This is a genomic window from Paenibacillus oryzae (assembly GCF_001675045.1).
In the GTDB taxonomy this organism is placed as follows: Bacteria; Bacillota; Bacilli; order Paenibacillales; family Paenibacillaceae; genus Pristimantibacillus; species Pristimantibacillus oryzae.
This window is the reverse complement of the sequence record NZ_LYPA01000046.1, coordinates 1-23,593: the sequence shown is the minus strand read 5'-3', so window position 1 is coordinate 23,593 and position 23,593 is coordinate 1. Positions and strand designations below refer to the sequence as shown.

The following is a 23,593-nucleotide window of genomic DNA, read 5'->3' as shown; positions in this document are numbered from 1 at the left end:
ATTGGGTTTACCATCCGCTTTAAGCGGCTTCTTTTTCTTAATAGCAACAATATTTACGAAAACAGCATTATTTTATTGAACAATTTAAAAGGCATGATCCCGGTAAAGTACCAGGCTCATGCCTCTTTGCTTTTTTCACTTCAAGGTTACTCCCGCTGCTTCTGAACAGCGCGGGAAATGGCCTCGTAGAAGCGCCGCCATTCCTCGTTGGCGCGCGGCGGTCCAAGCTGCTCCGGCAAGCTTTCCAATGCCGAAGCTCCATCCGAAAGCCCGGCTCCTTCCAACTGCCTGCCTGCTCCGTCCAGCTTGCCTGCCGCATCCCCATGTCCATCTTCTGCGGGATGGCTGTCCGCAACCGTACCGCCGCCAGGCGGCTTGCCCGCCTTCAGCCGCTCCGTTCGGCCCCGCATATCCTTTAATCGGGCGTCCTCCACATCCAGACCTCCTTTGGCTTACTCCTTCATCCAGCCGTCCCGCAGCGCAAACAGCTCGCGCAGCTCATCCGTGCTCAGCTCCGTAATCCATTGATCCGACTGGCTGACGACCTGATCGTTTAACGATTGCTTGCTGTCGATCATTTCGTCTATTTTCTCCTCCAGCGTACCCAGCGTTATAAACTTGTGCACCTGCACCTGTCGCGTCTGGCCGATGCGGAACGCCCGGTCCGTTGCCTGGTTTTCCACCGCCGGATTCCACCAGCGGTCGAAGTGGAACACATGATTTGCAGCCGTGAGGTTGAGTCCCGTACCGCCCGCCTTAAGTGAAAGCACAAAGGCGCAGCCCGGCACCTCCTCCGACTGGAAGCGGCTAATCATCTCATCCCGCTTCTGCTTGGGCACTCCGCCATGCAAATATGGCACATCGATGCCCAGCTTGTTTTGAAGCAGAAGCTGTATCTGCTTGCCCATATCCACATATTGGGTGAAAATGAGACAACGCTCGCCTTCTGCGGCAATTTCCTCGCACATTTCCAGCAAACGCGCTGTTTTGCCTGAGCGTTCGGGGTCCCATTCCTTGTCGGCATTATCGTTCAGCAGCAAGGAGGGATGATCGCATAGCTGCTTCAGCTTGGTCAACGTTGCCAGAATCAGCCCTCTGCGGCTCATGGCATCCAGCGTATCCAGCTTTTCCATCAAATCCGATACCAGGTTTTCGTACAAAGTGCCCTGCTCCGTCGTTAACGTCATATAGCTTTTGGTTTCGATTTTGTCAGGCAACGAGAGCTGGATGGCGGGGTCCTTCTTCACCCGGCGCAGCATAAACGGCTTGACCCATCGCTGCAGGCCGCTGATCAGCCCTTCGTCCCTGTTTTTTTCGATTGGCGCCACAACCGCCCGGCGGAAATCCGGCAGCGAGCCCAAATAACCGGGATTGATAAAATCATAGATCGACCACAGCTCCGTCAGCCTGTTTTCCATCGGAGTGCCTGTCAGCGCAATACGATGTCTAGCCTCCAGCTGGCGGATAGCTTTGGATTGCTTTGTGTATACATTTTTAATGTTTTGCGCTTCATCCAGACACAACACATTCCAGGAAACTCCCGCCAGCTCCTCTTCATCCAGCTGGGCAAGCGAATAGGAGGTAATAACAAGATCCTTCCGGGCGGCCGCTTCCCAAAGCTCCTCGCCCTTGAGCCGTCTGCTGCCGTAATGAAGCATGACGTCAAGCTCCGGCGCAAAACGGGCCAATTCCTTCTCCCAGTTGCCAATAACGGATGTCGGGCAGATAAGCAGCGAAGGGCCGTCTACCCCAAGCTCCTCATGCTTGATGCAGAGCAAATACGCCATAAACTGAATCGTTTTGCCCAAACCCATATCGTCGGCCAACACGCCGCCTAACCCGAAGCGGCGCAGAAACAGCAGCCAGGATACGCCCTCCAGCTGGTACGGCCTCAGCTCGCCCTTGAAGGTAATGGGCACATTCGCCTGCGGAATATGGGAAATATGCTGGAGCTGGTTCAGCCATGCCTCCAGATGCTGGTTCAGCTCCACCTCGGCGCGAAGATCGCTTTCAGGATCATCGTCAAGGTCCGCCACGCTTTCCCCGCGCAAATGCATTTCCAGCACATCGCGGAAGGTAAGCCCTTTGCGTTTTCCTGCGCGATTAAGCCATGTCTTGATTTTTTCGGCATCCTGAGGGTCCAGATGAACCCATTCATCTCCAACGCGGAACAGCTTCCGGTTTTGCTTCGCCATTTCCATAAACTCGGCTTCCGTCAGGTCTACATCGCCAAGCGCAAGCTTCCAGTCGAATTGCATGATCTGGTTCAGGCCAAACATCGGCTGAGCGGCTGAACCAACCGAGGATTTGAGCTTGGCTCTCAGCTTCAGCTTTTTGGAACGGACAGCCTCCCACCACGCCGGCAGGAGCACAGGACAACCCGCCTCCAGAAGCGCCACGCTACCGTGCTGGAGCAAATGCCACGCTTCGTCCTCCGTCAGTTCATTCCGCAGCAGCGGTTCGCCCAAACCTTCACCAAAGCCGCTTTCCTCCGCCAAATCCGGCAGCACGGCCAGCCATTTGGCCGTTTCCTTCATCAGCTTGCCGGGCAGCGGCTCCCGCCATTCCTGCGGCAGCTCCTCGCCATCCTCCGCTCCATTGATAACAGCCGCTTCCCCTCCATTCCAGGCAATGGGCAGCCAAGGGCCGCCATTCTGATCCTGAACGGCTGGACGCAGCGTCCAGCCATGTCCATGACCCGGTTCGCCAAGCTGCAGCGCAACCCGAAACGGCAGCACATCCTTTTCCAGACCAATCGCAATCAGCCACTCTTCTTCGTCGACGCTTTTGTGACGCACTACGCTTTCACCAGCGCTTCGGCCTATATCAGCCCATGCATTTCCGACCTCGCCGTTTTGTGCAATCCATTCCTCAACGGCAGCTCCAAGCCATTGCTTCGCCCCGCCGTCGCCTTCTTCAGCCGCAGCCTCCAGCAAACCAAGCCAGCTCTCCGCTTGATCCTGCATCGTTTCTGGAAAAGCCGCCTTCCAATGCCGCTGCTCCTCCGACCAAAGCTCCCAATCCGGAACAAACCAGCCATTCAGCAAGAGGATACGGATGCTCTCCGCCATCTTCCTTAGCGTCTGGAGCCTTGGGCTCCAATCCAGCTGAAGCAGCCGGACAGGCAGCGGCCTGGAAAGGAAATCCATCGCTTGCAGCGGCGAAAGCTTAAGCACGCTTTGTCCATTCGTCCGCGCCTCTTCGATATCGCTTCCGTACCAGGACCCCTTATGCCAGGCAAACAGCAAGGAGCGCAGCTTTCCTTCCGGCATATCCTTGCGGTCGCCGCACCAGAGGCAGACACCGGGTTTTCCAGCCTCTCCATTCCACATTCCGTCCACCAATAGCTGACGCAAATTTGCCAGATTTCTCATTGTATCAGTTTACCCCTCCACAGTTCTTCCTGCAGCGCTCTCAGCCGTTGGTATTTTGCAGCGAGTCCCGATAAGTAGCCCTCAAAGCGGCTGCCCTCCTTCACCGCCTTATACAGCTTCTCCAGCTTCTTCAGCTGCTTGACTGCCAAGCGATAGCTTTGGCGGTTTCTGGATTGGATGGCGGCTTCAATGGACTGATGGTAAAGCGGAATGAGACAATGGGGATCGGCTTTGCCAACATCGCGCAGCGTTGCCGCGTTGTGATCCTCCGGCTTCACACCCATAAGCATTTGCAAATCAGCCCAGTCGCCGAACCGCTTCATCTCAATCCAATGCTCCGACAAATCGGCATAGGAATAAGGCAAAAGCTCCATCATATAGTGGTTCCACTGAGGCAAATCCGGTCGCAATAAATCTCCGTGTCTGCACAGCGTCATAAAAGGTCCAATGTTTCTGGCGCTGCGCACCCCTTTTATACAATCGAACAAATAAGCCATCCATTCTCCCGCAATATCCCAGTTTTCTTCATTCATCCTTGCGCCAACGCAGGGATAAATAAGCCGCTGATTGCGCTCAAAGCTGCATTGGCGAAAATGCTCTATCGCTTTCCTGTCGTCCTGCGCAAAATAATGCATCATCCCGGCAGCTGCATGAAGCCTGTCGCTGCTTGCTTGTTCGGCCCCGGCGTTTTCTTCCAGCCTGTTGTTCAGATACAAAAGCTCCTGCTGGAACCAGGCCTCATTAAAGGAAAAATTATCGCATATCGCCATATAGAAGCTAATCCACTCAAAAAGCTGTTTTTCATCCAAAAAAGCTCTTTTCCGAACGTAGGCTGTCAGCTCGTTTACAATATCAAGCTCTTGCCCTTCAAGACCGGCAGCGTCGATTTCTCCAATCAGCTCAAAGGCATGCTCAATCCACGGCTCCGCCATTCGGATAAAAGACATCTCATGATAGTAGCGGCTAAAGCTGTCCACCGTTTCGATAGCACGTTCCGCCTGCTCCAAAACAAACACAATGGAAGCAATCCAATGCAGCCTGAGCATTGGCTTATCCCAGTTTTTTGAGACACCCTTTAATCCCGACAATACGGGCTGCAGAGCATGAAGCGAGTGACGGCATTTTTGCCAGGTATGTCCGTACATGCTATGCATATCGTCAAACCAGCCTGAAAGGGAATGCGGGGTTATGCCGGGACTAGCTTCCTCCCCCGCAGAAACAAGCGCGCTGGCCGTGGAAATACCCATCATTCGAAAATAAGCCTGCTTGGCTTCCTGCTCACCTTCCTGCTGTGCCAGCGATTGAAAAAAGGCGGCCGCCATATGCATGCAGACGCCGTCATAAGGGCATGTACAGGAGGTGTAGTGAAAGTTGTCGAAGTCCATCACGACCGCGTTCAAATCGTTTCCTCTCACAATAACGGTTATCGTGTTGTGAGCAACTTCCTTTACCGCATCCACGTTTCCTTCTATATATACAGTCCAGCCCCTCTTAAGCTCAGGCAGGGACAGCTGCTCCCGAATTTCCTTTTCAAAAATGGAATATAGCTCCTTGTTCACCCGCATCAGAAACGCTCACCGTTCCTTCCCGTTTTCTTGCATCTTATTATTATACCAAAAAAAAAGCCGCTTCGAGAAACCAATCTCGAATGCGGCGTATCCAACATGTTGTTATAGGGGCAGCGTTACAACAAAAGCAATGACCTTATCGCTTCTTGCCTCCACCTTCACTGTGCCTTTATTGCGCTCTGCAATGGATTTGACGATAAACAGGCCAAGCCCTTGATGTCCCTTGCGCTTGGTTGTATACCCGGACCGGAACAATGGCTGCTTCGCCAAATGGACGGCATCCATACAAGGATTTGCGATGTCGATTTCAATGAATTGATCATTTTGCCGGACAGCCAGCACAACATGCCGATCAGCTTCATCAAACTTCTGAGCCTCGTCGAACGCATTGTCAATCAGATTGCCCAATACGCGGTTCATATCCAGCGTTTTGACGCCCATTCCTTTTACATCAAGACCGCTGAAGCTGCAATCAAAATGGATCTTGTAGCTTTCCGCCTGCGAAACCTTGGACCGAATCAAGGCGGCAATCGCCGGATTCCCGATATTGATAATATCGTTCATCAAACGAATTTCGCCTGTCAGCTCCTTGGTATAGGCCGCAAGCTCCTGGGTTTTGTTCAGAACGGCCAAGGAATGAATGGTTTGCACATGATTCAGAAAATCATGGCGCTGCGCCCGAATCGCCTGGAACATGCTGTTAATTTCATCCGTATAGGTTTGCTGAGCTACCCCAATCGCCTTTTCCCTTGTTCCTTTGTAATAACGCATCACAACAATCGCAATGGCAAGACTAACCATCGTTAGCAAAACAATAATAAAGCCCAGGTTAAAAAACTGCGAGTTCAGCTGATCTCTCAAAATGTCGTAATCCGAAGCAATGGAAATGACGTAAGCATCCATCCCTTTGCCGGATTCATCGGTTATGCTTATTCCTTTGTCGCGGACAAAAACCGGCACGAACATTTTGTGAACCCGTTTGCCCTCCACGCGCTCCTCCAGCTCAACCAGCCTTTTGGTCTGATAGGCCTCCTGGACGGCAGACACGTCGCCATCGCTTTTAAAGCTGTATTTTCCATAAAGGATAGGCCGCTGCACAAAATGCTCCCGCACCTCGCCGCTTTCTTCAGTCGACCAAACGCCGTCGGGGAAGGTGCGCGGATTAATGACAGCAACCTCAAGCAAGGAGGGTCTGCCTTCCTCCAGACTGGTGATCAGCCTGTCTACGCCCGTCACCTTGTTATAAACATCCTGCCTTTGAAAATTGACGTATGGATCGGTAATAAAATTGGTGGTTCCGTCAAAATAATAGCCCCACTTGTACACCTTATCCAGTTCCGTAGAGGAAACCTCAAAGGGGCCGCTCCAGAAATGGCTCATGCTTTGACCGAGCCAATCCTTGCCAACGGGCTCAAGCCGGAACAGCTGGCCAAAATAATCATGCCAAGGCTCCCACGACTTCGTGCTTTTATTGAGCTGGCCGGGATCGGAGGAACGATGGATAACGATGTCATCCTCCGTTTTTTTCAACAAGGAGATATGGGAAAGCTCCAGCTTGTCTCTAAGCTCTCTTAGCTGCTCGTTCGTAATATTGTCGACATCGGGGTCCAGCGCATATTGCGCCGCAATGGACGCAGCGCGAAGCTCCCTTGCGATCCCTTCCTCGTAAAGCTCGGCGCCGATTCGGGACTGCTCCACCGAAAGCTCGATTTGCGCCGAAAGCGCCAGCATTTCATTATGGTGGGCTGTCTCCAGCGATTGTCTGGCCAAAAAATAATAGACCGTATTATTAATTAAAATGGCTGCTATAATTACGCCAATTGCGATGAACCAAATATTGCGACGCATCTATTGCATCTTGCCCCTTTACCCGTCATTTTTTAAATAGCAGCCGAACTGCATAACCCCGCTCGGAACGTTTTTTGTAACGGGGCAATGTGCGGTACATCATCAATCCTTCTTTGGCGGCCTCCTTGGCCTCGTTTTGTCTGCCAAGCTTGCTGTATAGCTGCGCCATCCGATAATACGCTTCACAGGAGGAGGACTGGATTTGCTGAAATTGCCGGAGAAAGTCCAGCGCCTTTTCGGCATCCGTATTTGCGTAAATATCGGCAAGACGCAGGTAAGGCGCGCCGTATTTGACCCTTGCGTTCAGCTTCAGCGCATTGTTCATACTAGCGATGCCTTGCTCAACATTTCCGGTTTCCGCCTGACTGTGGCCTAAAGCATCCCAATATTCCGCAGAGTCCTCCAGCGTTCTTTGCAGCGGCTCCAGCAGCTGCAGCGCCTCTTTGAATTTTTTTCGTTCAATCAGCAGGCGGGCCAGCTCTTGCTTGGCGGACACATCATTAGGCGATCCCGCGATATGAGCCTTCAGCTTGCGTATACGCGAAAGCCGCTTAAGCGGCTTTAGTATGCTAGGCGAAATGCCGACAAATCGGCGGTCCAGCAAATACAACACCACAAGCAAAACAAGAATAGCTATAATCGGATTGCCCAACAGCCAATACAGCCAAAGGAATAAAAAAGTTAATTTAAACATGGGACCCCTCACCAACTTTATTATAATTAGCTCCCGTTTTTCCAACGGCTTTTTAGCAACTTCCTTCCATAATACCACAAACTTTACCTCATGGAGCATTTCCCGCCACACGAAAAAGACAGCATGCTGCCATGCTGCCTTCATTCGGGTTATTTGGATTTTTTATATAATATGGCCAGCTATTCTTGCCTCGCAAAGTTTGATGCGCTTGTTCCCGCAATTCGCCCGAATACGATTGTGTCGCTCAGAGCGTTGCCTCCCAGACGGTTGCTGCCATGAATTCCGCCTGTTACCTCTCCTGCGGCAAACAAGCCGGGAATGACTTCTCCAGAAGTCGAAATGGCCTGTGCCAATTCATTAATTTGTACGCCGCCCATCGTATGATGCACGGTAGGCACACGTACTGCCGCATAGAACGGACCGTCATTAATGCCATTATTAATACCATCTGTATCCGAAAATAAAGTGCGTCCAAATTCATCCGCCGTTCCAGCCAAATCCCCGTCTTTGCAATATCGGTTATAGGCTTTGACTGTTCCAATCAAGTTATCGGCAGGCACGCCCATCAATTGGGCAAGCTCTTCCAGCGTATCGGCCTTCAGGCTGCGGCCTGCGCTTACCAGACTGGCAATGGATTCGCCAAAGTTGTTTAATTCATCTCCCTTAGGATACGTATCGCTATCCATAACAATATACATGGTGGTATCCTTCTGATCGAATAAGGCAAGCGTCATTTCATCGCGGCGTCCGCCTTCATTGACAAAACGTTTCCCGTCCAGGTTAACGAAAATTCGGCTTTCTACCGCATGCTCGATATTGCCCGAAAGGCTTCCGGTTTTGGGATCGCCTAACGGTAATAGCTGAATATTTTCCATTTGAACCAGATTAGCGCCGATTTTTTCCGCCATAATCATGCCGTCGCCTGTAATGCCGCTGGTGTTGGTGCTTGGAATGGAGGCATCCAGGGTTGGCCACTTCTTGCTGATTTCATTGTATTTCATGCGCATTTCAATGTTTTGACCAAATCCTCCGGTTGCCAATACGACGCCGTTTTGCGCTTTTACCGTAATGGTATTGCCGGATTTGCCGGTACAGCGCACGCCGGTTACAATTCCGTTTTCAACGATAAGCTCATCCGCCGTTGTGTTGTACACCATCGTAATGCCTTTATTTTTATCAATGTATTCCTGATAGGTTTTAAAGAAGCCTGTACCTTCGGGCTCAACCGGTTTATGCGCGCGAGGCCACATGCCTCCCGTAACGGTAAATACGCCGTCCTGAAACTCCATGCCAAGGCTTTTGAGCCATACGACGCCCGACCAGGCATTTTCGACAAGCGTACGCACCAGCTTGGGATCGCCTTGCTTGTCTCCGCCCTCAAAGGTTTGAGTGTAATGCTTCTCTACGCTGTCCTTATTGGCAATCGCTGTTTCGCTTCCATCGTCAACAGCATTAAATGCGCCGCCGGACAAAATCGTGTTCCCGCCCATTTTGGACGCCTTTTCAATTACGATTACAGTTTTGCCAGCCTGATTGGCCGTTGTTGCCGCAGCCATGCCGGCGCCGCCGGCTCCAATAACAACAACGTCAGCTGCAAGCTCCTGATCGCTTTCCTTTGTTACTTCCTTTTTGATGGCGAGCAGCTTGTTAATGCCTTCATCGTTTAATCCGGCCTGCTTCAAGCAATCCGCAACTCCGTCAACGATTGCGTTACTGGTAAGGGACGCTCCCGACACGATGTCCACGCCCAACCCCTGAATTTCAACGATTTCGTTAGCTATGGACTCGATTGCCGGTTCGCCAACCCCAGCAGTTTCACTGTGGTCGATCTTGATATCCGTAATTGCCGTATCAGAGACGGTAACATGCACAGTCATCTCATGCATGCCGGCTACGGTTGCGGAGTAAGTTCCGGCCACATATATAGCGCCGGCATTTGGTGTAGCGCTTACACCTGCTTGAGTGCTCTCCGCCTCCTGGTTTCCTTTACTGCAACCCGTTACCATTGCCGCCGCCAAAATAACAACAAGCGCTAACGACATCATTTTTTTACTTAGTTGAACCATGCTGACTGTTTTCACTTTTTTTCCTCCCGATTTTAAGAAAGTAAATAAACACAGAAATTGTGAATCTTTTCACTTAGTGAGTTTAGCAAAAATAAAAGGGATTTGCTGAATAAAATGTCACATTACTAAAGTATTTTTAGATTTGTAAATAAAGAAAACACGAATAACACGAAAAAGACAGCACAATGACATGCTGTCTTCATTCAGCTTATTTGGTTGTTATATTTGCAACTCCCCAAGCTTGATCAGCTCGACAACTGCTTGCGAACGACCTTTGACGTTCAGCTTTTGCATAACGTTTGAGATATGATTGCGAACGGTCTTCTCGCTGATGAAAAGTTGCTTGGCAATATCCCTCGTTGTTTTGTCCTGTACCAGCAGCTCGAATACCTCTCGTTCACGATGCGTCAATAAAAACTTGCTCTTGTGGTCGCTACCCTTCAAAGTTTGTCACCCCTCCTTGCTCGGGTTTTTGTGGTATAACAAGGTCAAGGGATACAGTCAACTTATCATATGAAGAGGGCAACCGAGTGGTGCTGTATCTATATAAAATGGGCACTTCGCTTGTGTTTTTCCTTTCCTCATTTTAAACCTAATTAATTCAAGATTATAGAACGCGACTTCTCGCTCCACTTGCCGCTGTCCCTCAGTTTGAACTATTCGGTTTTTCCGAATAGTTGCTTCCTCTTGTAATTCATCTTCTTCATAGATGTTTTTGATATGTTCGTTAATAGTGCTGACACCTTTTTGGTACAACTCCGCAATTGCCTTTTGAGTCATCCATACTGTTCCATTCTCCAGCTTTACGTCAATCTTGGTATTCCCGTCCTCAGTCTGATATATTAAAATATCTGTATCGGTATCCATTATACATTCACCTCTCTAATGCTTGTCCTTATCATACAATCATATGTTCCCATCTTATCACATTTGTATAGTTCACGGTAAAAAAAGAACCTCCAAGTTCTGATTCTCTCTCCATAAAGTGCCCACCTGTTTCTTCAATTGAGACATGATTGCGAACGGTCTTCTCGTTCATAATGCTTCAATAAAAACCTGCTCTTATGTCCCGCTGCCCTTCAACGTTTGTTCCCATCCTGCCTGTCCATTATATGGTATGATATGGGTGCTGGAACCTGGCTCTGAACGGAGGAAACGTTATGGCATCTCCATTGACCGAAAAGGAAGTAAACCGGCTAGTTCAACTGTTAAATGACGAGCAATCGGAATTTTTGCAGCGTTATTTGAAGCAAAGCAAAAAAAGCAAATGGCTGGAGAAGCTTGCTCACAAAAAGGGAGTTGTGCTGCATCCTGATACATCTATAGATGAGGCTTGGGATCAATTGGATGATTGGGAGCTAAAGGAGATTTTGGACGGCGGGTACGGAAATCGTCCCTATACATGCGAATGCGGCATGGCGCTTAGGTTTTGCTACATCGTCCATCATCGCAAGGAAAACAAAACGTATCGGCTAGGGGAAACCTGTCTCGGAAATTATACAATGATGTCTGCCGAGCTGATTAAGGATATAACGAATGGTTTCCATAAAATCGACCTCGAGCGCGATGGCATTCTTCTCAGGTATGAGCAAGGCTGGGAGCTGCCAAGCGTTTATGGCCGACTGCCTCTGGCAGAAGAGCTGAAAACACAAATTGTTATTGGCCTTCCGCTCTCTTCTATTCAGGAGAGCAGAATCGAAAAAAGATTTAAGCAGCAATTAATCAAGATACGAGAACAAAATAAATGGCATCGTTTAGCTCAAATGAAGGGGCATCATCCAACCTATACGTTTCAACCCGTAGCTTCACCTGTCTCTCATTCAACCATACAATCGATTACCTATGAAGAAGCCATGAGCAAATACCAGAGCAACATAAACGCAATAAACGAATCTTTACCTAAAATAACGGATCTGCTCATGCTCCGAAAATACAATCATCTGCAAAACATGATTAAGGCATTAAAGCAAGGAGAACTTGTAGATGAATCCAAGCTTTTATCTCATATGTTTGAGCTTTTATACTATTTAAAATTATATTAAAGCCCTCTTATAAGCTACCATTTATGCTTCCCGATGAACCTATGCAAGTAATAAACCTCCCGCATCTCCTCTTGCGACGGGAGGGGAGGTCTTTGGACAAGACAGGACAACAGAGGATAAGACAACAGCTTAAACCTTAGGCTCTGTTTTGAGCACCCTCATTGCGTTAATAACGGCAATAAGCGTTACGCCAACATCGGCAAAAACGGCTTCCCACATGGAGGCCACTCCAAACGCCCCCAATACAAGGAACAAGCCCTTTACCCCCATGGCGAATCCAATATTTTGCCATACAATTGCTCTTGTTTTTTTGGCAATCTGGATGGCTGCTGCCAGCTTGGAGGGTTCGTCGGTCATAATTACGATATCCGCGGCTTCGATGGCCGCATCAGACCCCAGTCCGCCCATCGCAATCCCAACATCTGCTCTTGCCAGCACCGGCGTATCATTAATGCCATCCCCGACAAAAGCGATTTTTTCCCGTTTGCTTTTTAGACGATCCAGCCTTTCAATCTCTTCAACCTTATGCTGCGGAAGAAGCTCGGCGCAAACCTCGTCAATGCCAATCTGCTGCCCTACCTTTTCGGCAACAGGCCTCAAATCGCCTGTCAGCATGACCGTCCTGGCGATGCCAAGCGATTTCAAGGCTGATATAGCTTTGGCGGAATCCTCTTTAATTTCATCTGAAATGACCAGATAACCCGCATAAACCCGGTCAACCGCGATATAAACAATCGTGCCGACCTCATCGGAAGCCGAAAAAGCGATTTGCTCCTTTTCCATCCATTTTGAATTGCCGGCCAATATTTCCTTGCCTTCAAACCGAACTCCAATGCCGTGGCCCGAAACTTCATTGTAGTCGGAAATCAGACCTTCATCCAGCTCACGGTCATAAGCCGCCCGGATTGAATGGGCGATGGGATGGTTCGAGTGCATTTCCGCGTAAGCCGCATAACGAAGCAGCTCCTCCTGCGACACGCCAGCGACTTTTGGCTGAATGGAAGTAACCGTAAATGCTCCCTTCGTTAAGGTGCCGGTTTTATCAAATACGACATATTTGACATCATTGAGCGCCTCCAGGTAGTTGCTGCCTTTAATAAGCACGCCATTGCGGGAGGAAGCGCCGATACCGCCGAAGAAGCCAAGCGGAATAGAAACAACAAGCGCACAGGGACAAGAAATAACGAGAAAAACAAGTGCCCGGTATACCCAATCGGAAAAGGTTGCTCCTTCAAATAGCAATGGAGGAGCTACTGCCATCAATGCCGCTACAATAACAACAACGGGTGTATAATATTTGGCGAATTTAGTTATAAAATTTTCAGTAGGCGCTTTTTTGCTGCTGGCGTTTTCGACCAGGTCCAATATTTTGGAAACCGTTGATTCGCCAAACACCTTGTTGACCTCTACCGTCAACACGCCGTTTTTGTTAATAAAGCCGCTTAAAACCTCCTGGCCTGGCTCTACCTCTCTCGGCACGGATTCACCCGTCAGAGCCGACGTGTCCATTGCGGAGAAACCGTCCACAACCTTGCCGTCCAGTGGAACCCGCTCGCCGGGTTTAATCACAATCAGCTGCCCGATTTCTACCTCCTCGGGACTTACCCGTTTCGTATCATCGCCAAGCTTCAAATTGGCATAATCGGGTCTGATGTCCATCAAATCGCTGATGGATTTTCTCGACCGGTTAACAGCGATGCTTTGAAACAGCTCGCCAATCTGATAAAACAGCATAACGGATACGCCTTCGGGATATTGCCCGATAAGAAAAGCGCCAATGGTTGCGATGCTCATAAGAAAGTGTTCATCGAACACTCTGCCGCGCATAATATTTTTGGCCGAACGAAGCAAAATGTCCCCGCCGATAATAATATAAGCAAGTAGGAAGACGGCAAGCTCGTAAGTACCCGCCAGCGGCGCCCATATACCGGCAGCAAGCAATACAGTTCCAGCAATCAGGCGGGTTAACATTATCTTTGTGTTGGCCGCTCCATGATCGTGTCCGTGGTCGTGACCGTCTTCATGCTCCTCCTCATTCTCATGAGCGTGGTTATGCCCGTGATCGCCGCTATGGCTATGGGAATGATTATGCGAATGACTGTGCGAGCCGCTATGTGAGTGTCCGCTGCCTTGACCGCTATTTTGCGGCTTTCTGGCTCTGCGCGCATTTTTGTCCACCACCTTGATATGCGGCTCCAGCTCCTTGATTTTGTGCGTCACCTGTTCAACTAGCGCTTGCTCCTGCTCCTTCGGCATGCCCATCGTCAAGGTTTTTGTTGCAAAGCTGACGGAGCAATCCTCGATTCCCTTTATCTTCTGAATATTGCCTTCAATCTTCATGGCGCAGTTCGAGCAATCCAGCCCCTCCAATATAAAAGAACGTTTCACCTTTTCGGTTGATATTTCCATATCAGCACCACCATTCTAAACGTATGGAACTTAACGCATGAACAATCATTCATATATTAATTATAGATTCAATTCCAGCTTTCGTCAATTCCCTTCCTGAATCTGCTTTATTATGATTCAAGGCTGCCGCAGCCTATACAGCATATTCCGGTAAATAAAAAACCGCCCTGGCACTATGCCCAGGGCGGCAATCTGCAGCTATTCGGCTGGCCGGAACGGCGTTAAGTCATTTCAGCATGCACTATCAGGCGATGCGTCGGGTTGACGACGGGATCGCACGTAATGAGCGTAAGCCGTTTGTCGGTTTGATTGTAATTGAGAACCGACACATCGGTTGGCTCAACAATGGATACCTTGTAAACGGTATACGTAAATTTTTCTTTTTTGGTCTCTACAACGATTGTGTCCCCAACCTTCACCTCATCCAGCCGGTTGAACAAGCTGCCCCTTGCTTTCATGCGATGGGCGGCAATCGCCGCATTGCCTACAGCGCCAAGCGGCGATGTTTCCTTCAGATGCGCGGCGGCATATTTCATATTTTTTTGCGTAGCCCCCTCCAGCACCGGCAAATTAAGCTTGATGCTGGGGATTTTGATGCTTGCAATCGCATTTAGCGCAGCCGGCTGCTTAGTAGGCGCTGGCTGCTCGCTGGCAGTTGCCTCCGGCTCAAATGCGCTTGCCTCGGGCAAGGCGGTATCCTCATCGGCATCTGCAAAAAGATTAGTAAGGCCGTCATATTGCTCCAGCGCTTCCTGCGAAGCTTCCTCCTGCATTGCGCTGGCTTCCCAGGCTTCAAGCAATTTCTGCTGCTGCCGGTCATTATACCACTCGCTTGCCCGGGGATAGGCCAACAGCAGCAGGCCAATGAAAACAAGACTATAGGCCAATCCTTTTTTCATTTTGACAGCCTCCTCCTATAAGTGCCGCTAAGCTTCCTGGCTATTAATGCTCCTTGCTTACAGCAGGCGCCTCTGCAAAAACCCAAAGCTTGCTTCCGACAAAATTCAAAACAACGATAACCCCCGTCACCAATACCTTGGACACCATCTCATGAAAACCTGCCGCTTCAGTAGCCAGAGCCATCAATCCGATTGAGGCGCCAAGCATGACGAGATTCCAGAGCAAAAAGCGAAGCTTTCTTGCCCAATCCCCTATCGGGGCCGTTGGTTCAGAGCCCTTCTCTCCTCTACTCCGCGCAGAGAAGGTAAAGGCTCTATTCATATAATAGCTATTAGCCGTTCCCGCCAAATAGGCTACAGGCTGGGCTACTACATAATGCACCGACAAAACGATGAGCAGCGTAAAAACGGAAAAATCAATCAGCGTATTAAGCACGCCGACAAGCCCAAACCTGAACAACTGGTTTACCCAGTCCCTTTTGCCGGGGCTAGACATATTTCCCCAGGCGCTTGGCGTTTTCTGGCCCATTATTGGAGTCTGCTTCCTTGTCTGCCGCAGCCGCGTTGTCAGATGTTGCTTGGAACCCTTTAGCTTCCCTTACGATATAAAGCGGACGGTCCTTGGATTCGTCATAAATACGTCCGATATATTCCCCGATAACTCCCAGCAAAATGAGAATAATGCCGTTAAACAGCAAGTTGAGCACCACAATCGTTGCCCAACCCGGGGTCGTCGTATCTGTAAAGAACCCTTGATACAGAACAATCAGCAAATAGACAAAGCTGCTCAGCGACAGCAGAAAGCCCAAATAGGTTGCAATTTTAAGCGGCTTGTAGGAAAAAGAGGTAATCCCGTCCAGCGCAAAGGAAATCATCTTTTTGAGCGGATATTTAGTTTCTCCCGCAAAACGCTCCTCGCGCACGTATTCCACGCTAGTCTGGCGGAAGCCAATCCAGCTGATCAGGCCGCGCACAAAGCGGTTTTTCTCCTTCAAGCCTCGCAGCACGTCGCACACCTTGCGGTCAATCAACCGGAAATCGCCCGTATCCAGCGGGATATCCACATTGGTCATGCTGCGAAGCAAGCGGTAAAACGCTTTGGCCGTCAGCTTTTTGAACAGCGTTTCTCCTTTGCGCTTAAGCCTGCGCCCATATACGACCTCGTAGCCTTCCTTCCACTTTTCGATCATGGCAAGAATGACGGAAGGCGGGTCCTGCAAGTCGGCGTCAATAACAACAACGGCATCGCCTTTTGCATAATCCATGCCTGCTGAAATCGCGATCTGATGGCCAAAATTCCGCGAAAAATCAACCAGCCGGACATTGGGATCGCATTCTGCGATCAGGTTCACCAGCTCGACGGTCCGATCCTTGCTCCCGTCGTTCACAAAAATAAGCTCGTACGGCTCTCCCGCCTCATCCATCGTTTCCTTAAGCCGCTCATACGTATGCTCAATTACTAACTCTTCATTGTACATAGGTACAATCACGCTATAGGTGACTGCTGCTGCTGACATAAATACACCCTTCCTTTAAAAGGTCGTTCAAAACGTTTCAAATTTAAAATACCCAACTCGGGAACCATCTCAGCAAAATATCTACATACGCCTTAGGCACCGTCAAGCCCGACAACGCGGGATAAAAGAGAACGAACAATGCTACGGCAGCAATGATATAGCCTTTGCGGACTTTATGGAACCAGGGTTTTTGCTCCTCCATATGCTTGAATATATATATAATGCTCAAGATTACAAAAGGCACCATTGCAAAATAATGATATAGGAATGTCTCTCTCGTCACAAGCATCCAGGGAACATATTGCGCCAAAAACGCAATCCACAGCATATAAATCCCCTTATCCCTGCGCTTTACGCTGACATAAATCGTAAGCAGCATAGCGAAAATTCCGGTCCACCAGATAAGCGGATTGCCCATCGCCACTATCGTTGATTTCATTCCTTCGGCCAGCTCGCTGCCCGAATAATACCAAACGGGGCGTTTCATAAACGGCCATTCCCACCAGGAGGAGGCGAAGGGATGTGAGGACACCAGATTGCTATGATAATTAAACATGTTTTTTTGGTAATCCACGAGCGCCTGCCATGTATAGCCGTCCTTCATGACCGAAAGAATCGGGATGTAGGACAAGGCGTAGATCCCGGCTGGAATCGCGATATAAAAGATCAGGCAGCTTAAAAGGGTAGCGACAGTATTTCTCGGGAAATGTTTGAGCATATTCCGCAGAGCGGATTCATTTCTCTCGTCGTATTGGCCTGCTTTAATAGCCCGTTTGGCCGCCGCATATTCCTTCCATCGATCAATGAGCGACAGAAGCAGCATGATGGCTAACCCCGCTCCGCCATACAGGACAATCCATTTGGAGGCGACGCCAAGGCCAAAGAACAGCCCCGCCAAACCAAGCGGCACCAATGTTGCAGCCAGCTTGTCGCGGTAGAAATTCATGGACACATATTTATGCATGAAATAAAACATAAGCATTATAAAAAATACGCCGTAAACATCTATAGTCGATATGCGTGTTTGCGTAAAATGCATAAAGTCGGCGGCAAACAATATCGTTGCCAGCGCCGCATAAAGCGGTTTTCCAAACAGCCGCCTTGCCATCATATACATAATGGGCAGCATCGCAATCCCGATTACCGTTCCCGCAATCCGCCAGCCAAACGGGTTAAGCCCAAACAGCTTGATGCCAAGGGCAATAATGATTTTCCCCAGCGGCGGGTGGGTATTTTCATAAGCAACAATGCCTTCCAGATTTTCGTAGGCCGTGCGGGCATGATAAATTTCGTCAAAATAGCTTCCGTTGCGGAAGTTCTGATTATAAATCATCAGCTCCTGCTCATCGAACAGGTTTTGCAGGCTTCCCCGGCGCGGCGTTCCGGCTTCGTCTTCATTAATGCCAATGACGGGCAGCGGCTCCTTGCTGCCTTTTTCGTAAAAGGCCATTTCATGCATCGAAAATCCGGCTTGCGTAACCGTAAGCTTAACGTATCTCGCAGTCAGCTCCAGTTTTTCGCTCCGCCAGGAAAAAACGGCAACATGGGAATTGTCCACCTCGATTGGATTAAACCAATCCCCGTTATCCGGCGCAAATTCCAGCCTGTATTTGCCCGTACCTACTCCGCCAAAGCTCGTAATCCGCTCCAGCTGCTTATTTTCACCAAGATCGACATAAAAGCTTTCTCCCCCGGATGCAGGCTGCCAAGGCGTAACAGGGCCTTTCATCGCGCCGAGGTTAAATAGCGCAACAGCGGCGTAAACCAGCGTAATGCCGCCCATCCAGAGCCATTCCTTTTTGGAAAGCGGATTGCGGCGTTTTCTGGATGTCAGGACGGCTCCTCCGGCAGCTCCCATGCCATTGCCTTCTTTGACCCCAAGCGCTGCATCCAGCAGCCTCCTGTCCTCCGCTTGGCGATCCTCCGGCTTAATCATTTCGGAGCGCAGTATATTGCCTCGTTTGTACCTATCATATCCAATGTAGATGGCATATAGAAGCAAACCGATATTGGCGGCGGAGCACAAAATGACAATGCCGTCCATCGGTACGTTGGTCGTAAATTTGCTGAACAACAGAACATAGCTCATGTTAATGAAGTTTGTGATGGTGAAGCCATAAAAGATTCCCAGCATCCTCCGGTCAGAGGATTGAATGTAAGCAAATAAACTAAGCAGCAAGGCCGGGAACATGTAGCGCTCATGCATTTTGGTGACAAAAATAAACACGACGGCAATAAGAATTAGCGCGATAAAAAAGGAGCGGTCGTCCTGATTGCCTCCATTGCGCCTTAATGAAACAAGCGCGAAATAGACCGACAGCGCAACCGCGCAGGCAATAAACAGCCCTCCCCATACCTGGTAAGGGATAAAAAGAAAGGACTCGCCGAGCGGCTTCCAGTTGGCGTTTTGCAGCGCGTAGAAATTGAATGCATTCAATGTGGCATACGGATAAGAGGACAACGTGCCGCTGTACAGCTTGATCAACGAAGCAAGCCCGCCTGTTTTCCAGAAAAACGGCGTAGCAAGAAGCAAAAATGTCGTGAAGCCATAGCCTGCGCTAAGCAGCCAAGGCTTCCATTTGCGATTCAGGGCAAGCGCAAGCAGCAGCACCGGCATAAAGATAAAGGCCTGCGGCTTGATCAGCGCAGCGATGGCGAACCAGATAGATGCGTAGCCAAACCGGCGTTCCGCCATGCCGCAAACAGCGAGGCACAAGGCAAGCGCAAAAATAGCGTCAACCTGCCCCCAGGCAGCTGAATCATAAATAGCGGCCGGATTAAAAATATACAGCAAGGCAATGCCGGCTCCGGCCAGATTTCCCAGCTTGGAGCGCGATACACGGTACAGCACGGCAGCTGCGGCCAAATCTGCCAAAATGGCGGGCAGCTTGTACAGAAGCAGGGCAGCCGTTGTTCCGTTATCAATGCCAAGCCAGCCCTTGACTACGCCTAGAGCGTAAAGGATATAAATGTAGCCCGGCGGATAATCGACAAAGATATCCGTATGATAAAAGTTCGCCAGGCCATGAGACACGGCATGATCCGACCAATAAGTGAACAAGGCGATGTCATTGACATACCCCTCATTCGTTAGTCCGATAACAATGCGCAGGGCAAGCCCAAGGCCCAAGCCCAATGCCAGGAGCACGGGCGCCAGATTGCGCGAACGCTCTCCTGCCGCAAGCGCCCCGCCTCTAATGAAGCTCCGGTTGACCCATACGAACAGCAGGGTAAACAACACGGCATAAATCATCGTGGACAAGATCGAAACTTTTGGAGCGGCTTCCTTTTCGCCGCTGTCCCCTCCGTCGATGGAGGTCGGAGCAAGCGGCAGCACCTCCGCACCCTCGGGCGCTTTGCTCACTTCCTCTACCGAGACGGAATCAAACCAGCTTGTCCCCGAATTGATGCCTCCGTATCCGCCCAAGCTGATGCCAACTTCAATTTCGCGCTGATTTTTAGCCGTTTTGCCATAGAACTCCAGAAACGACCATTCTCCTCCGGTATCCGTTACATTAGGATAGGTCAGCGCCGCTCCTTCAACAGACAGATGCGCTCCAGTGCCATGCGATCCTACGCCTTCCGTGCGAACATAACCCGAAAAACGGTAAAGCTGATTTCCCTTTACCTTGACCTTCTGGATGAAACGGGCGTGATTATCCCCTGTATTTGTTATAAACGCAACTCCACTTCCTTCAAATGCCCCCTGCTGATCCCAGCCAAATACAGTCAGACCTTCGTCTTTAAGCCAGGCTTCCGTTTCCCAGCCTTCAGGAAGTCCATTTTTTGAGACTTCAAAATCTCCGTTTATTAATAAATTGCCGGCGGCTCGAGCACCTGCTCCTGGCAATAAAAGTAAAAGGGCTATTAACAACCAGACACTGCGAATCAACACTCTGCTCATTGTCATCACGTTCTCCCTTAATTTGAAAACTCATTCTCACTTTATACAATGGGAACTCTGCGGTCAATCCAAAAGCCAAAAAAAGTATTGATTAATGAAAATGAACAAATTCCTGCCAACGGAAAACCCGATAAGTATAATAGACATAGATCGACATCATACTGGTTAGTAAACTATCATTTTCAAAAGGTTGTGAGACTGATCAGCGCCAAAGCATCGGATAGAGTTGCACATGTAACGGGAAATTTTCAGACGCAAATAGGCAGCAGGGACTGGTCGCCGGGCGCCAACGCTACAGCAATGAAGAACATTGGAAATGGAACGCATATACTGATAGTGCCGCTGCATCCCGGCAGCTACGAATACAAGGTCGCAATTAACGGGAGTTGGGATGAAAACTATGGCGCAGGCGGGGTAAAGGGTGGCGGCAATATCTCTTTCGAGCTAAAGGCTCCCAAGGAGGTTGCGTTTATTTTTCACGAGGATGCTTCAACCCGAAAGTTGTCGGAGTGGTTTGAAGGGAAGCCGGACGCCGATCCAGGCTCCTTGAGCTGGAGAGAGCTTGATGCATGGTTTTATTACGACGGCGACGATCTTGGCTCCGTTTATAAGGACGGCGGAGTCGCAATAAAGCTATGGGCTCCAAAGGCGGATTCCGTCACCGTTATTTTTTATGATAAAAACGACAGCAGCCGTTCTATCGGCTTTATGGCTATGAGCAAAAACAGCAAAGGCGTCTGGGAGCTTCGCGCGGAGCCGCACGAGCTTGGACAAACCGATCTGCGGGGCTGCTTCTATCAATACGAAATCAGCCATGGCGGCAAGCTTACAAAAGGGCTGGACCCTTACGCCAGGTCGATGGCGGAGTTCCGTACCAGTCCGGACGGCTTGCCGCTGGGGGAAAATGCAGATGCAACCGGAAAAGCGGCTATTGTGAATTTGGGGGAAACCAATCCAGAGGGCGGGCTGGACTATGCTGTCATCGAAGGCTATCGCAGCCGTGAGGACGCTATTATTTACGAGGTTCATATTCGGGATTTCACCTCGGACCCCTGTCTTGAAGGCAGCCTGAAGCATCGCTTCGGCACGTTCTCCGCTTTTGCCGAAAAGCTGGACTATATCGCCTCGCTCGGCGTTACCCACATCCAGCTGCTGCCGGTTATGGCCTGGTATTACGGGGATGAAGACGCAATGGGCAAACGCGAGCTGGAGCCTTCCGTTTCGGGGAACCACTACAATTGGGGGTATGATCCTCATTCCTATTTTTCACCGGATGGCGCTTATTCGGAAAATCCTCGAGACCCGGAGCTTAGAATCCGCGAGCTGAAGGAGCTGATTGCGGCTATTCACCGCGCGGGCATGGGCGTCATTCTGGATGTAGTTTATACGCATATGGCGAAAGCATGGCTCTTGGAGGATATCGTGCCCGGCTATTATTTCTACCGCAAGCCGGACGGGGAGCTGGTTGGAGGATTTGGCAACAATCTGGCAACCAACCATCGCATGGCGGAGAAGCTGATGGTGGATTCTGTCCGTTATTGGTTCAAGGAGTTTAAAATCGACGGCATGCGCTGGGATATGATGGGCGACGCCACCTGTGAAGCGGTGCAAAACGCCTACAACGCGGCAGCGGAGCTGAATCCCCAAGCGTTGTTTATTGGCGAGGGTTGGCGAACCTTTTCCGGGCATCTCGCAGAACCGGCCTTGGCAGGCCAAGGCGCCGACCAGGGTTGGATGAACCGGACGGACGATGTTGGCGTTTTTTCCGACGAATTTCGCAATGAGTTGAAATCCGGTTATGGCAACGAAGGAGAGCCTCGTTTTTTGACAGGCGGAGCCAGACCCATCGACAGGCTGTTCGCCAATTTGAAGGGCCAGCCCTCCAATACGCCTGCCGATTCGCCTGGCGACATGGTTCAATATCTCGAAGCGCACGACAATTTGACGCTTCATGATGTCATTGCGCTTTCACTATCCGCTGATCCTTCCTCGGCAGAGGATGAGGAAAACATCCATCGGCGCATCCGCCTTGGCCATGTGCTGCTGTTCACCGCGCAAGGAACCGCGTTTATGCATGCGGGACAGGAATACGGCCGTACCAAGGCGTGGAGCGGCCCACAGCCGCCGGAGGCCCACAGCCATACGTTGCGCGATTGCCACGGCAATATTCGGGGGTATTTTGTCCACAATTCCTATAATTCCTCCGATGCCATTAACCGCTTTGATTGGAGCAAAGCAGCCGATGCAAGCCGGTATCCCGTCTCTGCCGTTACCCGCAGCTATACCGTCGGCCTGATTGAGCTTCGCAAATCCACCAACGCGTTTCGGCTTGGCAGCATGGAGCTTGTAAACCGCCATGTTCATCGCCTGTATGCCCCGGAAATCGGCGAATGCGATCTGGTTATTGCCTATCGCTGTCAATCCAGTGACGGCACCGGTTGTTATACTATTTTTGCAAATGCCGATTCTCGGGCAAGAACCATTACACTGGAGGAAGATTTGACGGAAGGCGAGGTTGTAGCGGATGGACAGCAGGCTGGAACGCAAGCAATCGCATTGCAGGACAGAGTTGGCTTTAAGCTGACGAAGGACTCCATCATGCTGGAGCCCTTGACCGCTGTTATTATCCGGACCCCTATACGAACCCCCGATATGGCGTAAACGCATACTAATTCTTCAGTTCTACCCGTATAAAAATACGGAAAGGACGGCGGGCGGCCGAAGCTGCAGTAATGTGAATGGCAGATGGATCTTGGTAGATGGATGATGACAGATGGATGATGGCAGATGGGGTATCGCGGCGAGAGCCCTAACAAATACTGCAATAGGGTTCCGCAGAGAAGGCTAGAGTTTCTGGGTTTCTGGGTTTGTGCGATTTATCGTACAAACCCAAGTCCTCACTCACACGGTGTCGCTTGGTTTATGCGATTTTTCGTACAAACCAGCTCCTCACACATACGTAGCCGCTTGATTTGTACGATTTTTCGTACAAACCAGCTCCTCACACATACGTAGCCGCTTGATTTGTACGATTTTTCATACAAACCAGGTCCTGACTCTCACGGTGTCGCTTGGTTTGTACGATTTTTCGTACAAATCAGCCTCTCACCCTCACGATTTCGCCTGCTTTATACGATTTTTCGTACAAACTAGCCTCTCACCCTCACGATTTCACCTGCTTTATACGATTTTTCGTTACTACTCAGGTACCACTGCAAAGGAAAAGCTATTTTTGCCTACCTGAATAAGGGATTGAAGGATTCCAAGTCCCT

At 50.0% G+C, this 23,593-nt stretch carries 15 protein-coding genes and 1 pseudogene; 2 read left to right on the top strand and 14 right to left on the bottom strand.

The features are described 5' to 3' along the window. Positions 1-146 precede the first annotated feature (146 nt). From A7K91_RS08510 to A7K91_RS08475, 9 genes and pseudogenes are all read right to left on the bottom strand, one after another. Positions 147-434, bottom strand: a complete 288-nt coding sequence (locus A7K91_RS08510; RefSeq protein WP_068681656.1) for a hypothetical protein — start codon at positions 432-434, stop codon at positions 147-149. 18 nt (positions 435-452) lie between these two features. Continuing rightward, positions 453-3,374: a DEAD/DEAH box helicase gene (locus A7K91_RS08505; RefSeq protein WP_068681653.1), complete on the bottom strand. Its 2,922-nt coding sequence runs from the start codon at positions 3,372-3,374 to the stop codon at positions 453-455. Next, the gene (locus A7K91_RS08500; RefSeq protein WP_068681651.1) at positions 3,371-4,939 is read right to left on the bottom strand and encodes an SWIM zinc finger family protein; all 1,569 of its coding nucleotides are present in this window, start codon (positions 4,937-4,939) and stop codon (positions 3,371-3,373) included. The genes A7K91_RS08505 and A7K91_RS08500 overlap by 4 nt, the downstream gene beginning before the upstream one ends. A 105-nt stretch (positions 4,940-5,044) precedes the next feature. Next, entirely contained in the window at positions 5,045-6,790 is a 1,746-nt protein-coding gene (locus A7K91_RS08495; RefSeq protein ID WP_068681649.1) for a sensor histidine kinase, read from the bottom strand. Positions 6,791-6,815: 25 nt separating this feature from the next. Then, complete coding sequence (locus A7K91_RS08490; protein WP_068681862.1) at positions 6,816-7,484, bottom strand: tetratricopeptide repeat protein; 669 nt, start codon at positions 7,482-7,484, stop codon at positions 6,816-6,818. Positions 7,485-7,663: 179 nt separating this feature from the next. After that, positions 7,664-9,166: an FAD-dependent oxidoreductase gene (locus tag A7K91_RS08485; RefSeq protein ID WP_425415652.1), complete on the bottom strand. Its 1,503-nt coding sequence runs from the start codon at positions 9,164-9,166 to the stop codon at positions 7,664-7,666. Between the two features lie 6 nt (positions 9,167-9,172). Next, positions 9,173-9,361: pseudogene (locus A7K91_RS27430) on the bottom strand (FMN-binding protein); the annotation flags it as partial. Positions 9,362-9,769: 408 nt separating this feature from the next. Next, positions 9,770-9,994, bottom strand: coding sequence for a helix-turn-helix domain-containing protein (locus A7K91_RS08480; RefSeq protein ID WP_068681647.1), 225 nt, complete (start codon positions 9,992-9,994; stop codon positions 9,770-9,772). A gap of 57 nt (positions 9,995-10,051) precedes the next feature. Then, positions 10,052-10,417, bottom strand: coding sequence for a virulence RhuM family protein (locus tag A7K91_RS08475; RefSeq protein ID WP_068681645.1), 366 nt, complete (start codon positions 10,415-10,417; stop codon positions 10,052-10,054). A gap of 293 nt (positions 10,418-10,710) precedes the next feature. Here A7K91_RS08475 and A7K91_RS08470 point away from each other — a divergent pair, with 293 nt between their 5' ends. Continuing rightward, positions 10,711-11,592: a hypothetical protein gene (locus tag A7K91_RS08470; protein ID WP_068681643.1), complete on the top strand. Its 882-nt coding sequence runs from the start codon at positions 10,711-10,713 to the stop codon at positions 11,590-11,592. 129 nt (positions 11,593-11,721) lie between these two features. Here the strand turns inward: A7K91_RS08470 and A7K91_RS08465 are convergent, their stop codons facing one another. The 5 genes from A7K91_RS08465 to A7K91_RS08445 form a co-directional block, all read right to left on the bottom strand. After that, positions 11,722-14,001: a heavy metal translocating P-type ATPase gene (locus A7K91_RS08465; protein WP_068681641.1), complete on the bottom strand. Its 2,280-nt coding sequence runs from the start codon at positions 13,999-14,001 to the stop codon at positions 11,722-11,724. Between the two features lie 221 nt (positions 14,002-14,222). Then, positions 14,223-14,900, bottom strand: a complete 678-nt coding sequence (locus tag A7K91_RS08460) for a class D sortase (protein WP_068681639.1) — start codon at positions 14,898-14,900, stop codon at positions 14,223-14,225. Positions 14,901-14,943: 43 nt separating this feature from the next. Then, a complete protein-coding gene (locus A7K91_RS08455) occupies positions 14,944-15,429 on the bottom strand; it encodes a GtrA family protein (RefSeq protein ID WP_082967310.1) in 486 nt (161 codons plus the stop codon). Continuing rightward, a complete protein-coding gene (locus tag A7K91_RS08450; protein ID WP_082967309.1) occupies positions 15,389-16,417 on the bottom strand; it encodes a glycosyltransferase family 2 protein in 1,029 nt (342 codons plus the stop codon). The genes A7K91_RS08455 and A7K91_RS08450 overlap by 41 nt, the downstream gene beginning before the upstream one ends. A gap of 43 nt (positions 16,418-16,460) precedes the next feature. Continuing rightward, entirely contained in the window at positions 16,461-20,321 is a 3,861-nt protein-coding gene (locus A7K91_RS08445; protein WP_082967308.1) for a phospholipid carrier-dependent glycosyltransferase, read from the bottom strand. A gap of 192 nt (positions 20,322-20,513) precedes the next feature. Between A7K91_RS08445 and A7K91_RS08440 the strand changes: the two genes are divergently transcribed. Then, on the top strand, positions 20,514-22,982 hold the full coding sequence (locus tag A7K91_RS08440; RefSeq protein ID WP_068681637.1) for a pullulanase X25 domain-containing protein: 2,469 nt from the start codon (positions 20,514-20,516) through the stop codon (positions 22,980-22,982). Positions 22,983-23,593: the final 611 nt, after the last annotated feature.

Coding starts and splice junctions, on each gene's coding strand:
- A7K91_RS08505 (WP_068681653.1), bottom strand. CDS start 3,374: ATGAGAAATCTGGCAAATTTGCGTCAGCTATTGGTGGACGGAATGTGG.
- A7K91_RS08500 (WP_068681651.1), bottom strand. CDS start 4,939: ATGCGGGTGAACAAGGAGCTATATTCCATTTTTGAAAAGGAAATTCGG.
- A7K91_RS08495 (WP_068681649.1), bottom strand. CDS start 6,790: ATGCGTCGCAATATTTGGTTCATCGCAATTGGCGTAATTATAGCAGCC.
- A7K91_RS08490 (WP_068681862.1), bottom strand. CDS start 7,484: ATGTTTAAATTAACTTTTTTATTCCTTTGGCTGTATTGGCTGTTGGGC.
- A7K91_RS08475 (WP_068681645.1), bottom strand. CDS start 10,417: ATGGATACCGATACAGATATTTTAATATATCAGACTGAGGACGGGAAT.
- A7K91_RS08470 (WP_068681643.1), top strand. CDS start 10,711: ATGGCATCTCCATTGACCGAAAAGGAAGTAAACCGGCTAGTTCAACTG.
- A7K91_RS08465 (WP_068681641.1), bottom strand. CDS start 14,001: ATGGAAATATCAACCGAAAAGGTGAAACGTTCTTTTATATTGGAGGGG.
- A7K91_RS08460 (WP_068681639.1), bottom strand. CDS start 14,900: ATGAAAAAAGGATTGGCCTATAGTCTTGTTTTCATTGGCCTGCTGCTG.
- A7K91_RS08455 (WP_082967310.1), bottom strand. CDS start 15,429: ATGGGCCAGAAAACGCCAAGCGCCTGGGGAAATATGTCTAGCCCCGGC.
- A7K91_RS08450 (WP_082967309.1), bottom strand. CDS start 16,417: ATGTCAGCAGCAGCAGTCACCTATAGCGTGATTGTACCTATGTACAAT.
- A7K91_RS08445 (WP_082967308.1), bottom strand. CDS start 20,321: ATGAGCAGAGTGTTGATTCGCAGTGTCTGGTTGTTAATAGCCCTTTTA.